The sequence below is a fragment of the Nonomuraea sp. C10 genome, assembly GCF_008017515.1.
GTDB classification, from domain to species: domain Bacteria; phylum Actinomycetota; class Actinomycetes; order Streptosporangiales; family Streptosporangiaceae; genus Nonomuraea; species Nonomuraea ferruginea.
Map to the genome: position 1 here is coordinate 4,009,806 of NZ_VPFF01000001.1, position 13,479 is coordinate 4,023,284.

The 13,479-nt window shown below is 73.7% G+C and carries 8 protein-coding genes; 1 reads left to right on the top strand and 7 read right to left on the bottom strand.

What is annotated here, in order from left to right; genetic code table 11:
• Nucleotides 1-235: 235 nt before the first annotated feature.
• On the bottom strand, nt 236-442 hold the full coding sequence (locus FR742_RS18425; RefSeq protein ID WP_148032083.1) for a hypothetical protein: 207 nt from the start codon (nt 440-442) through the stop codon (nt 236-238).
• The gene (locus tag FR742_RS18430) at nt 439-3,261 is read right to left on the bottom strand and encodes a glycoside hydrolase family 2 TIM barrel-domain containing protein (RefSeq protein ID WP_148032084.1); all 2,823 of its coding nucleotides are present in this window, start codon (nt 3,259-3,261) and stop codon (nt 439-441) included. Before FR742_RS18430 ends, FR742_RS18425 begins: the two co-directional genes overlap by 4 nt.
• A 73-nt stretch (nt 3,262-3,334) precedes the next feature.
• Between FR742_RS18430 and FR742_RS18435 the strand changes: the two genes are divergently transcribed.
• A complete protein-coding gene (locus FR742_RS18435; RefSeq protein ID WP_148032085.1) occupies nt 3,335-3,889 on the top strand; it encodes a dihydrofolate reductase family protein in 555 nt (184 codons plus the stop codon).
• A 5-nt stretch (nt 3,890-3,894) separates the two neighbouring features.
• Here the strand turns inward: FR742_RS18435 and FR742_RS18440 are convergent, their stop codons facing one another.
• The 5 genes from FR742_RS18440 to FR742_RS18460 all read right to left on the bottom strand — a co-directional run bounded on the left by FR742_RS18440 (nt 3,895) and on the right by FR742_RS18460 (nt 13,410).
• A complete protein-coding gene (locus FR742_RS18440) occupies nt 3,895-5,271 on the bottom strand; it encodes a M20 family metallopeptidase (protein WP_261808610.1) in 1,377 nt (458 codons plus the stop codon).
• Entirely contained in the window at nt 5,268-6,416 is a 1,149-nt protein-coding gene (locus FR742_RS18445; RefSeq protein ID WP_148032086.1) for an amidohydrolase family protein, read from the bottom strand. The genes FR742_RS18440 and FR742_RS18445 overlap by 4 nt, the downstream gene beginning before the upstream one ends.
• A 154-nt stretch (nt 6,417-6,570) precedes the next feature.
• Entirely contained in the window at nt 6,571-9,957 is a 3,387-nt protein-coding gene (locus tag FR742_RS18450) for a phosphodiester glycosidase family protein (protein ID WP_261808611.1), read from the bottom strand.
• A gap of 62 nt (nt 9,958-10,019) precedes the next feature.
• Nucleotides 10,020-12,098 (bottom strand): hypothetical protein, encoded by a 2,079-nt coding sequence (locus FR742_RS18455; RefSeq protein WP_148032088.1) that lies wholly within the window; start codon nt 12,096-12,098, stop codon nt 10,020-10,022.
• Nucleotides 12,099-12,201: 103 nt separating this feature from the next.
• Nucleotides 12,202-13,410, bottom strand: a complete 1,209-nt coding sequence (locus FR742_RS18460; RefSeq protein ID WP_187281199.1) for an amidase — start codon at nt 13,408-13,410, stop codon at nt 12,202-12,204.
• Nucleotides 13,411-13,479 lie beyond the last annotated feature (69 nt).

Below are 13,479 nucleotides of genomic sequence, written 5' to 3' on the forward strand. Positions count from 1 at the left end.
ACGCCTTCCCGGCCCGGACGAGGCCACTCTTCCTGGTTTCGCCGTGGACATGTCGGTGAGCTTCCTTTCGACCGGGTCCGTACGATGCTCGCAGCCGACCCGAGCCGCAAGGCGACGGCTCGCCGGTTCCTCCTTTCTGGTACCTGGAAAGAATGGTCGACAAAGGGACCAAGCCGTTCATCGCATCCGGCCCTGGAGGCTGATCCGTCTTCACGACGGCAGAGCACCTCCATCATCAGGTCTGCATGCACTCCGCGACGTTCGCCACGTCGTACCCGGTGTCCGCGCTCAGGTACGCTCCCCCGCTCCAGGACCTGCCGTCCTCCAGGGCGAGGTACCGGTACTCGTCCTGCCATTCCGTGAAGTGGAACCGGTGGCGGGCCCTGACCTCGGGTGGCAGGTCGGCGATGACCGTCTCCAGGGCCCGTTCCAAGGGAGTCACGACGGCTCGAAACGGAGGCGGAAGGTGGCCGGGCGGGCGCGCAGTTCGTACCGCGCCAGGGTGGCCGGGCCGCAGGCGGCGCTGCCGATGCCGTGCTGGGCCAGGTCCAGGGTGAGATGGAGGCGGCCGTCCGGGACGAGGTCGGGGCGGTGGGCGGCGGCGTCCAGGGCCGCGGTGCTCCAGGGGCGGACCGTCAGGCCGAACACCGGGGCGCCGGTGATCCGGATGCCGGCGAGCTCGGCCCAGCGGACGGCGGCGCGGTGGCCGTTCTCCTGGGGGTAGACGTACGGGGTCTGCATCCCCTCCACCGTGCTGGTCCACCGGCCGACCCAGGTGGCCATACCGGTGTCCGGGTACGCCTCCCCCGGCCCGAGGCCGTACCAGGTGACCGCCCGAGGGACGGACGGAAGCGTCAGGGCGAGGCCGAGGCGCGGGATCGGCTCGGGCCAGTCGCCTTCGGGGACGATGTCCACCCGGAGGTCGAGGGCGTCGCCCGAGGCGGTCCAGGTGTAGGTGGCGCGCATGCCGAGGTCGGTCGCGGCGGGCGCCACCCTCGTGCGGACGGTGAGCGCGTCGCCGGGCTCGACCGCGTCGACGCGGTGGGTGAGGCGGTGCAGGCCGAGCAGGCGCCAGCGGAACTCGGTGCCGTCGTAGCGGTCGTTGTCGATCGGCGCCCGCCACAGCTCCAGCCGAGGACCTTCGACGTCGAGGCCGAACAGGCGGGTGAGACGGCCGGTCGCCCCGTCGAACACCGCCCCGCCGACCTCGATCTCCGCACCATGAGCGGCTGAGGCGGCGTCCCTGCGGTGAGCGGGTCCATCGGCACGGCGCGGGACGGCGCGGAGGTCGTCCGGCCCCGTGTACGGGGTGCCGTCCGTGTCGAGGGGGACCTGGGCCCACGCCACCTCGTGCCCCGCGTCCGCCCACGGCTCGTCGCGGGCCAGGGAGGCGCGGACAGTGAGCCAGCGCTCGCCTTCCCCCTCCGGGAAGACCGGCAGCTTGACCTCGCCGCCCTCGGCGGGGACCTCCAGCGGGAACGACCCCAGGGGCACGCCCTCCGCCTCGACCTCGCCGGAGAAGGCCAGGTGGGACAGGTCGCGGAAGCCGTACTTGCTCCGGATCGTCACCGAACCCTCCGAGAAGGTGAACGCGACCGGCTCGAACACCTTCTTCAGGTCCAGGAGCCCGGGTGACGGCGTGCGGCCGGGGAAGACGAGGCCGTCGACGACGAAGTTGCCGTCGTGGACGGGCTCGCCGTAGTCGCCGCCGTACGCGTACCCGAGCGCGGGATGCGCCAGGCCGTGGTCGATCCACTCCCAGATGAAGCCCCCGGCCAGCCGTGGATAGCGCTCGAACAGCTCCTGGTACTCGGCGAGCCCGCCGGGGCCGTTGCCCATCGCGTGCGCGTACTCGCACTGCAGGAACGGCATCGCGCGCCGCCGCGCGTCCAGCTCGGGGTCGTCCAGCGGGTCCTCGGCGCCCCGGCCGATCGCCTCGACCTCGGCGTGCGAGGCGTACATGCGCGAGTACACGTCCGTGTGCTCGCACGAGCGGTCGCCCTCGTAGTGGATGGGCCGGGACGGGTCGCGCTCGCGGGCCCAGTCCGCCATGGCGCCGAGGTTGCGGCCAACGCCCGCCTCGTTGCCCAGCGACCACATGATGACGCTGGGGTGGTTCTTGTCACGCTCCACCATGCGGCGCATCCGGTCGAGGCACGCCTCCTCCCAGCGCGGGTCGTCGCTGGGGTTGCGCCGCCAGCCGACCTGGCCGAAGCCGTGCGTCTCCAGGTCGCACTCGTCGATCACCCACAGCCCCAGCTCGTCGCAGAGGTCGAGGAAGGCGGGGTGGGGCGGGTAGTGGCTGGTGCGGACGGCGTTGACGTTGTGCCGCTTCATCAGCAGCACGTCCTCGCGCATGGTCTCGTACGAGACCGCCCGCCCGTGCTCGGGGTGGAACTCGTGCCGGTTGACGCCCTTGAGCAGCAGCGGCCGACCGTTGACGAGCAGCACCCCGTCCTCGATGGAGACGGTGCGGAAGCCGACGCGCAGCCGGACGGTCTCCCCCGGCGCGCGCAGCACCGCCTCGTACAGCCGCGGCGTCTCGGCGCTCCACGGCTCGGCTCCGACGGTGACGCGCTCGCCCGGCCCGAGCCCGGTGATGCCCAGCTCGGGCACGTCGAGGGCGCCGTCGCCGTCGAAGCTCAGCGTGCCGCGCCCTTCCTCGTACGAGGCGCGCACGAACACGTCGGCGGCCGAGCGGGTGAGGGTCACGTCGCGGAAGATGCCGGGAAGCCACCACTGGTCCTGGTCTTCCAGGTAGGAGGCGGCCGACCACTGGTGGACGCGCACGGCCAGCACGTTACGTCCCGGCTTGAGCCACGGCCCGGCGTCGAACTCGGCGGGCAGCCGGCTGCCGGTGGTGAAGCCCAGCTCGTGCCCGTTCAGCCAGACCTTCGCGTACGACTCGACGCCCTCGAAGCGGAGCCTGCCGCCGCTCCAGCCGTCCGGCAGGTCGAAGGCGCGGCGGTAGTCGCCGGTCGGGTTCTCCGTGGGCACGTGCGGCGGGTCGACGGGGAAGGGGTAGGACACGTTGGTGTACGCGGGAGCGCCGTGGCCGTGCAGCGGCCAGTGCGACGGCACCGGTAAGTCGTCCCAGCCCGTGTCGTCGTAGCCGGGGTCGGCGAAGCTCTCGGAGACGGTCGCCACCGGTGACAGGCGGAACCGCCAGGTGCCGTTGAGGTCGAGCGAGGGGGCGTCCGAGCGCAGGGCCGCGCGAGGGTCGAGGCGGCCGGAACCAGGGGTGAAACGTTCGCATTCCATCGCCTGCCGAGCCTAGAGGTTCGGCGCGCTTTCGTCAGCGACGAGTTTCCGGCGGGACGGCGGTCTACCGGGTATGAGCGATGTGGTGCTGAACATGACGGTCTCGGTCGACGGGTTCGCCACCGGGCCGGACGAGGATCTGGAGCGGCTCCACCGGTGGATCTTCGCGGAGAGCGCGGAGGACGCGGAGATCATGGCGGAGTTCGCCGCCGAGCCGGGCGCGTACGTGATGGGGATGGGTATGTTCCGGTCGGGCCTGGAGCCGTGGGGTGACGCGCCGCCGTTCCCGCACCCGGTGTTCGTGCTCTCCCACACCGAGCGGGAGCCGCTGGTCAAGCCGCCGGCGACGTTCACGTTCGTCACCGGCGGGATCGAGGACGCGGTCGCCCGCGCGCGGGCGGCGGCCGGGGAGCGGGACGTGTGGGTGGTCGGCGGCGCGGACGTGTGCCGGCAGGCGCTGGCCGCCGGGCTGGTCGGCGAGCTGCGGCTGCACGTCGCACACGTGCTGCTCGGCGACGGGCTGCCGCTGTTCGGGAAGCTCCCGCTGCCGGCCGACCTGGAGGAGGTCAGGACGGTGACGACGCCGGGCATGACGCACCTGACGTTCCGGGTCGCCAGGAACGCCTGACCCCGTCAGGGGATCACCCGTTCCTGGGGATGCCGGCGGACACCCCTCCCGTTGACGCCCGGCGACGGGGACGCGGCGAGATAGCCGGCCAGGAGGCTTTCGGCGACCTCGCCCACGGTGGCGTCGTCGGGCAGGAACTCGGGGGTGTGCAGCCCGGCCCGCGTGTCGACGCCGACGAACATCATCAGCGACGGCATCAGCTCGCCGTACTGGGCGAAGTCGTCGCCGCCGCACGAGCGCAGCTCCTCGCTGACCGACCGCCCGCTCTGACGCAGCAGCGCGCCGGTGCGCATGGCGAGCGCGGCGTCGTTGACCAGGACCGGCTCGCCCCGGTGGACCCGGACGTCGGCCTCACAGCCGTAGGTGCGCGCCATGTCCTCGACGAGCTGGGCGAACTGGGCGTGCAGCGTCTCGCGCGCCGGCTGTGACAGGGTGCGCAGGGTGCCGTGGGCGACGGCCTCGGCGGGGATGGCGTTCGGCGCGGTGCCGGCGTGCACGGTGCCGAACGTCACCACGGTCGGCACCATCGGGTCGGCGGCCCGGCTGACGAGGTGCTGGGCTCCGGTGATCACCTGCGCCATGGCGACGATCGGGTCGCGGGCCAGGTGCGGGTAGGCGGCGTGCCCGCTCACGCCCCTGAGCGTCACCCGGAACTCGTCGGCGGAGGCGTTGACCGCGCCCGGCGTGCAGGCGGTCACCCCGGCGTCCAGCACGGGCTGCACGTGCGCGCCGATCATGGCGCAGACGTCGTTGCGGGCCAGGGCTCCCGATCGGACGATGTCGGCGGCGCCCGACGGGTGGCTCTCCTCGCGTGGCTGCAGCACGACCATGAGCGGGGCCGGCCGCTGCTGGGCGGTCACGGACTCGTACCCGGCCTCGGGCCGGCTCTCGTGCGTCTCCAGGATGGCGGTGACCCTGGCGACCGCGCGGGCCAGCGCCACGACGGCGGCCAGGTGGACGTCGTGGCCGCAGGCGTGCATGGCGCCGTTGTCGGCCGCCCAGGGCACGCCGGTGCGCTCGACGATGGGCAGCGCGTCGAGTTCGCCGCGCACGCCCACGGCGGGGCCGGGGCCGCCGATCCTGACCAGCGCGCCGGTCCCGGCGACGTGCTCCACCGGCCCTTCCGGCAGCGCGTCCAGCACCCGTCTGAGCGTGGGCGCCTCCTTGCCCGACACCCTGGGGTCGGCGTGCAGCTCGCGCCGCAGCCGCTCGGCGGCGGGCAGCTCGGCGTGCAGCGCCTCCCGAAGCAGCACCTCGCGGTGGTCGGAGCCGAGGTCGGCGCGGGCGTCCGCGCGCCGGCCGGAGAGCTGATCGGACCGCAGCTCAGCACGGTGGTCCGTACGCCGGTCGGAGTGGCCGTCCGGGCGGGGATAGGAGGTCACGCGGCGCCCCCGAGCCGGTAGAGGCGGCGCGCGTTGGTGGCGCCGATCATGGTGGCGACCCGCACGGCCTGGCCCGCCGACCACTCCCCCTCGGTGACGAAGCCGCCGAGCACCCGCGTCATGGCCCGCCGCCACAGCTCCGCGCCGAGGAAGTGCAGCTCGGCCGGGCCCCATCCGTCGGACGAGAACATGATCTTGGCGAACGGGGCGGTCTCCAGGCTCTCGGCCACCACCGCGGCGCTGCCCGCACCGGTGTGGTGGACGGCCAGGCCCAGGTCGAAGAACACGTGCGGGTACGCGTGTGCCAGGTATCCGGCGTGGCGGTGGAACGGGTAGCAGTGCAGCAGCACCAGCGGCACCCCGGCCGGCTGCGTCCGCTCGATCAGCCCGCGCAGCAGCAGCGGGTCGGCGCGGCGCAGGTCCAGGTCGGGGTCGCCGATCCCGGTGTGGAACTGCAGCGGCAGGCCGGTCTCCAGCGCGGTCCAGATGAGGTGCCGCAGCAGCACCGGGTCCGCCAGGCGGCCGCCGGCGGCGAGCCAGCGGCCCGCGGCCTCGGTCACCTCGGCGGGCGAGGGCGGGTCCGGGTCGAGGTCGAGCCCGTGCCGGTAGGCGACGATGCTCTTCAGCGCGCGGGCGGTGCGGATCCGCTCCCCCAGCGCCTCGGCGAACCGGCCGGCGAAGCCCGCGGCGGACACGCCGGAGGCGGCGACCTGCTCGGCCACGGCCTCCAGCCGCACCACCTCGTCGACCGGGACCGCGGCGAGCTCGGCCATGCCGGAAGGGCCGACGACCTCGTCGGCGCGGTAACCGGTCTCGATCAGGTAGTGGCCCGCGCCCGCGGCGCCGAGCAGCAACCGGTTCACCGGGACGACGCCCAGCCGGGCGCGGCGGGCCAGGTACTCCTCGGGCGAGATGAACGCGTCGAGTCCGAGCACGGGCGCGCAGTGGCGCAGGATGGCGTGGCCCAGCTGCGAGTCGAACGGCGTCATCCAGTCGGGCGCCGGCCCGTGGGCCTCGGTGATCAGCTCCTCGAAGGCGGCACGCGACAGGTCGCGGCCCGTCACCCCGTGGGCGTGCTGGTCGACCAGCGGCAGTTCCTCGATCGTCCGATGGAGCCCGGACAGCACGGTGAGTTCACTGGCCATCGGCGCCCCCGCCCGGCTTCACCTCTACGCGCGACACGTACGTTCTTCCCCTTCGCGGACAACGGCCTCAACCCGAACCGTGCCCGCGTGCGGGGCCGATGAACGTGGGGACGGGCACGACCTGCGCGCCCGTCCCCGCGGATCAGGCGGTCGATCAGGCGGCGGACCTGGCGGCGACCGCCACGGCGGTCTGCTCGGTGACGCCGTTGACGGTGACCGCGACCGTCACCTGACCCTTGCGCAGCGCGGTGAGCGTGCCGGTCTCCGGGTCGAGCACGGCGACGTGCCACGGCTTGGCCTTGGCCCGCGGTCCCACGTGCAGGTTGGGCGAGCCGGACCAGGCCGCCGACACCGGGTAGGCGACGGGCACGTCACGGCCGTCCTGCCGGACCGTGGCGGTGACGGCGGCCGGGGTGCCGGTCTCGACCCTGGCCGGGGCGGTCAGCGTGAGCCGGTCGACGTGCGGGCGCAGCTCGGCGCCGATCCACTCGGGGGCGTCGGCGAACCAGTTGCGCCTGACGTGCTCGGCCTCCTTGCCGGTGACCGGGTCGACCCCCCACAGGGACCAGCCGGTGAAGCCGCCGTCGCCCGCCGGGGTGGACGGGTTCTTGGCGGAGTTGCCGTTGATCACGTAGGGCACCGCGTCCACCCGGGAGGCGTGGAAGGTGCCCACGTGCCCGCCGATGAACGCCGCGCCCTTGCCGGTCTCCCGCTGGAAGTCGGCCAGCCAGCCTTCCACCAGCGCGGCTTCCTTGCGGTCGCCGAGCTGGCTGCCCTTGCCGGGGGTGGGGTCGCGCGGCGGCACGTGGAACAGCACCGCGACCGAGCCGATCGAGCGGTCGTCCGCGGCCCGGTCCAGCTCCGTACGGAGGAGCTCGATCTGCTCGAAGCCGCCGCCGCGCAGGTTGAGGCGGGAGGTGTCGAGCGTGACGAAGCGGGTGCCCTTGTGGTCGAAGGTGGTGTACGTGTCGCCGAAGACGGCCTTGAAGTTGTCGATGCTGCCGCCCATCACCTCGTGGTTACCCGGTATGTAGTGATATTTCAGGTCATCGCCGAGTTCTTCGTCGAGGACCCGCTTGGCCAGCGCGAAGTCCTCCGGCGAGGCCTCGTCCACCAGGTCACCGTTGACGAACAGGAAGTCCGGCTTCGCCGCCTTGATCTCGCGGAGCGTGCGGCGCGCGCCCGCGACCAGGTCGCTGTCCGGGTCCCGGGCGACGAACTGCGCGTCCGACATGACCGCGAACCGCCACGGCCGGTCGGCCACGTCCGGCTTGACCACCGGGTCGGCGACCTTCTCCGGCTCCGGCGTCTCCACGGACGGCGGCACCTTCGCGACCAGGCCATCGATCAGGATCTCGTTGGTGTAGGAGGCGGTGGCCTTGGTCTCGGCCACGTAGAAGCGCCGCAGCTTGAGCGGGTAGCTCACGCCCGGCGGCACCGCGAACTCGACGAACCGCCAGCCGGTCCACGTCATGTACGGGCCGCGCAGGATCTGCGACTGCCCGAGCGCGTCGTAGAACTCGAGGCTGGGCCACTCCCCCTTGCCGGTGGAGTGGATCCACAGCCCGAACGCCTGCGGCTGCCCGTCCACCACGAGCTGCTCGGGCGGGCTGGCGTAGGCGGCGCGGGTCGCCGTCGACTGGGTGAAGTCGTACGAGAGCTTGAGCCCGCCGCCGCTCTGGCCCGGCGCGGCCGAGAGTGAGCCGGTGGCCCGCGCGGCGGCGAACGTCCACGAGGCGGCGTTCTCGAAGTCGGCGACCGGCTGGTCCTCGAAGCCGACGGTCACCGGCAGGGCGGTGCTGATCTTGCCGACCTTGGCGGTGATCAGGGCGGAGCCGGTGTCCTTCTTGGCCTTGACGGTGAAGGATCCGTGCTCGTTCGCGGTGACGTCGAGCAGGGCGCGGTCGTAGTCGAGCGACAGGTCGGCGGGCTCGATCGGGGCGGTGTTGCCGTTGCGGTCGTAGCCGACGACGCCGAAGGTCGCGGTGTCGTCCGCGCCGGCCAGGCCGACCCGGTCACTGGTGACGCCGAGCCGCTGGAGCGGCTGGAGCACGGTCAGCTCCAGGGAGCCGGTGGCCTTGCCCCGGGCGGCGGTGACGGTCGTGGTACCGGGCACCAGGGCGTGGAACCTGCCGTCCCTGACGATGCCGTGGACCGCGGGCTTGCTCCGCCAGATCGGCGCCCCGGAGGCGGGCCCGTACGTCTCGTCGTATCCGGCGGCGGTCAGCCGCCGCGTGAGGCCGGGGAAGACGCGCTCGGGGCGCCCGCCGCCGATGGGCGCCGCGCCGGGGGCCCGGCCGGGGTCGACGGCGGTCTCGACCCAGAAGCCCTTGAGCTTGCCGCTGCCCTCGGGGGCGTAGAGCGCCAGGCCGTTGGGGACGTGCCGCTCGCCGCCGTCGGACGGGCTGTTCTCGACCTGCGGGGCGGCCTGGCCCGGCTCGCGGGCGAGCATGGTGGAGGAGCCGCCGCCGTCGAGGTTGAGCGCGTCGGCCGCGCCCAGCTCGACCATCATCGCGGCCAGCTCGTTGAGCGTGACCCCACGGCTGTCGGCCTGGCGGCCGTCCACGGTGAGCAGGTACATCTTCTTGCCGTCGGCGGAGAACCCGACCGCGGTGCGCGGGTGCGCCGACTGGTCGGTGGAGTTCTGCGCCTTGCCGTCCTTGACCAGCACCCAGTTCCCGCCGACCGCGGCCTTGACGTCCCCGCCGTCGGAGGCCTTCGGCCGGTACGCGACCTCGACCTTGTCGCCTGCCTTGAGCCCGGCCAGGGCGGCGGCGCCGGCGTCGCGGCCGAGCAGGATCGAGGTCCCGGCCGGGATGGGGCCCTCACCGGCCTGCCCGCGGACCGCGGTGACCACGCCGTCCTTCAGCTCGACCTCGGTGACGGCGGTGGCGCCCTCGACGGCGCGGGCCCGGGTGTAGGAGCCCCACAGCGGGGTGAACAGGCCGACGCCGCCTGACTGGATGCGCTGGTTGAACTGGGTGAGCGTGACCGGTGAGCCGCCCTCGGGGGTGGCGGTGCCCTCGAAGTGCATCTTGAGCACCCGGCCGACGCCGTCGCCGCTGATCGCGACCGCGTTGTCGTGGCCGGCCATCGGCGACTGGACGAGTTCGCCGGTCTGCACGCCGATGCCCTGGGCGGCGCCCGAGTTGTTGATGTCGAAGAAGTCGCCGTTGACGGCGGCGACCGCCCGCGACCGCTGGGCGGGGCCGGACAGCGGCTCGGTCTTCGACACCTCGCCGGAGTACACGTAGTCGGCGCTCGCCCCGCCGGCGAGGTCGGCGGTGAGCGCGTCGGCGCGCAGCCACCCGAGCGGGTCCAGCCGGTCGAAGGAGGTGAAGGTGATGCCCGGGGCCACCGGCCTGGTCTTCTTGGCGGTGTCGAGCCGGTCGCCGGTCGCCTGGGCGGCGACCAGCGTCGAGGGGGGCGGGTAGGACGACGCCGTCGGCGCGTCCTCGATCGGGGGTGCGGGATCGGCCTGTGCGGGCGCGGCGGCGGTGAGCACGAGCGTCGCCGCGGCGAGTAAACGGAGGGTCTGCACGACCGAATGCAATCGTCCGTGCATATAACTTTCAAGACCTTGGGGTGAACTAAAAGAAAATTTCAGATCTTGGCGGCGACAGGGGCCTCCTCGGACGCGGGCTCCGCCAGCGGCTCGCTGTGGATCCCCGCGTACAGCACCAGCGGCACGGCCACCGCCACGACCATCGACAGCACGGCGGTGCCCGAGTCGTTGACCAGCATCCCGACCACGCCGCTGACCAGCGCCCCGATCAGCCCGGCCTTCAGCATGGGCGCGCGTTCGAACGCCTGCGGCACCACCCCTGCGCTGATCTTGCCCGGTCGCATGATCGCGAAGATCAGGAACGCCAGGCCGGTGATCACGATCGGCATCAGGTTGGGCGAGAGCATGGTGTTGAGCATGGCCCCGAGCTTGCGGAGGATCATCGGCATGAACGTCCCTTCGAGCACCATGCCGACGAACCTGCCCAGATGGGTCTGCGACGGCGCCGGCCGCAGGTAGTCGAGCACCGCGAGCGCCGACACGGTCACCCCGCCCAGGGCGCAGAACCCGACGAACTTCAGCACCGACACCCGCTTGCCCGCCACCAGCAGCGCGGTGACCGCGATGCCGGGCACGAACGCGATCACGCCGCCGAAGTCGCTGCCGATCCCCGGCCAGCCCGCCAGCAGCATCGCGGCCACGCCCAGCGTGGAGACCAGCGCCACCGCGGCCCGCCGCCGCCCGGCCCGCACCAGATGGTCGGCGGCCACCGCGGCGGTCATCAGCACGGAGGTGGCCAGCAGCGCGAACGGGATGTTCGCCAGCCCGTAGTAGCGCCCGCCCACCACGGCGGTGTAGCCCATGAGGCTGTTGAACTGCAGGTTGGTGCCGGTCAGCAGGTCGGCCACCATGACGATGCCGATGATCGCGGCCACCACGCCGGGCGGCCCCAGCGGGCCGCGCCGCCACGGCCCGAGCACGGCGAAGGCGGTGATGGCCGAGGCGATCGCCACCACGCCGGTGATGACCAGCGCGATCGGGTACGGGCCGTGCCCCCAGGGGAACACGTTCACCGCGTACGTCGAGACGGGCACCGCCGCCAGGCCGAGCGCGACCACGCCGACGGCGCCGGCGTTCCTGCGGCGGGACAGCACGTAGTAGGCGATCGCGTAGAACGACACCGTGATGACGGCGAAGCCGGTGAAGAACAGCCCGGTGGTGTTGCGGATGCCGGTGCCCATCATGTCGGCCCTGCGCAGCTCGGCGACGGCCTCCTCCAGCGGCAGCCGCTCCCCCGCCTGCCAGGGCAGGCCGATCACGGTCGGCGGGACGGGGATGCCCGCGGCGGTGAGCACGGTCGGCGTGGTGTCGGTGATGATGACGATGTCGCCGCGCCGGGTCGAGGCGGTGCCGAGCAGCGCGCCGGACGCCTCGGCCCGCTTCCACATGGCCACCCGCAGGTGCGGCACCGACCCGTGGTCGCCGATGCCGCTGAGCACCACCTGGGCGCCGGCGGGCAGCTTCGCCAGCGCGGCGCCGACCTCCGCGTCGGCGGCCCGCACGGCCTCGCGCCGCCGCTCCGGGCCGAGCGCGTCGGGCACCGCGGGCAGGTGGCCGCCCGCCAGGTAGGGGCGGATCAGCTCGTCCACGTCCACGGCCAGCACCCGGCAGCGCGACCAGTCGGCCAGCGCGGCCGGCTCCGGCGCGTACACGTCCACCTTGCCGTCGGCGTCGGCCAGCGCCAGCGCGGCGCCGGGGCCGACGGCGGTCGTGCAGTGGCCGGCGGCGTGCACGGCCGCGCCGAGCGTGCCCGCGTACGTGCCGTCACGCCTCGCGCGCAGCCCGTCGAAGCCCGGCACCCGGGCGCCCTCGCCCGTGCGCTCCGGCTCGGGCGGCAGCCCGCAGCGCTGCCCGACGGCGGAGCGGACGCCGGCGGACACCGACAGCCAGCCGTCGAACGGGCAGGCGAGGGTGCCCACGGTCTTCACCGACACCGACCCCAGGTCGCTCTCCCCGGCCAGCCGCCACAGGTTGGGGGTCGCGTGCGGGTCGACGTCGTCCCAGAGCAGGCCGGGCACGCCGATGAGCGCGACCGGGGGCTCCTCTTGCGCGGCGTGCGCGGGCGGCGCGATCCACCACAGCGCCGACGCGACCAGCAGGAAGTACGCCCACCTCACCGTTTGCCCCCATGCGGAGAAGGAGTCAGGTACGGCGACGCGGATCCGGCCGCCGGGGATCAGCAGGCAACGTAGCACGCCACCCCGTGGTTAGGCTCCCTCCTTATCCGGGGGCTTCCGCGCGCTCGATCTCCGCCGCGGCGGCCAGCACGACGTGTTCCTCCCATGGACGGCCGACCACCTGGACGGCCGAGCCGCCGCAGGGCACCACCACGACCGGCGCGCCGGTGAGGCTCCAGGGCAGCGTCCACAGGTAGTCGTCCGTCTCGGACTCCCGCCACGGCGGCGGCTCCTCGGCGGCGGGGATGACGAGGACGTCGGCCCGCGCGGTGGCGGCCAGCATCCGCCTGCGGAACCGGTCCCAGTCCCACAGCACCCGCACGTTCTCCTCTCCGCTCAGCCCCGCCCGGTCCCAGTAGCGCCGGGTCAGCTCCAGCGCCTCCTCCCGCACGTCGGGCAGCGGCCGCTCCGCGACGGCCGCCCCCGCCTCGGCCAGCGTCCGCACCGCCCGCGCCGTCGCCTCGTGGCCGCCGGCCCCGGCCATGGTCGCCACCCGCAGCCCTGGGACGCGCACGGCTCCCGGATCGCCGAGCGGCACCGGCGGCGTCCCGCCGTCCATCCCGTCCGGCCCGGCGATCACCTCCAGCGTGGCGGCGAGGTCGGCCACGGTCCCGGCGATCGGGCCGATGACGGTCCTGCCGTCCTCCAGCGATCCGCAGCGCGGGAAGTGACCGGTCAGCGGCACCCGCCCGAACGTCGGCTTCAGCCCGGCCACCCCGCACCAGGCGGCGGGCAGCCGTACGCTCCCTCCCGAGTCGCTGCCCAGCCCCAGCGGCACGGCACCGGCGGCCACCAGCGCCGCCGTCCCCGACGACGACCCACCGGGCGCCCTGCCCGGATCGCGCGGATTGCCGGTCTTCCCGTGCACGGGGTTGTCGGCCATGGCGCTGCTGATCGCGACCACGACCGCCCCGGCGGCCCGCAGCCGCGCCACGGCCGTCGCATCCCGCTCAGGCCGCCGCCCCGGGCTCCCCGGCGTCCCCCCGGCCGCCCCGCTCACGGGCCAGCCCGCGACGTCGATCCAGTCCTTGACAGTCACGGGCACCCCTTCGAGCACCCCGCCCTCACCGGCCCGCAACCGCCGATCAGCCCGCTCAGCCTCCGCCATACTCCACCCGGCATCAACGGCGGCCACACCCCCGAACCGCTCCCCCGCCCACCGCACCCGCTCGATCGCCTCCCGTACGACGTCGACGGCGGTCGTCTCGCCTGCCCGTAACTCCTCCGCCAGCCCTATCGCGCTCCGCACCATGCGCGCATCCTGACATGTCCCCCGTACGACGGACATCGCGCTTTAGTCCGCGGGACGTCTTCGATAGCC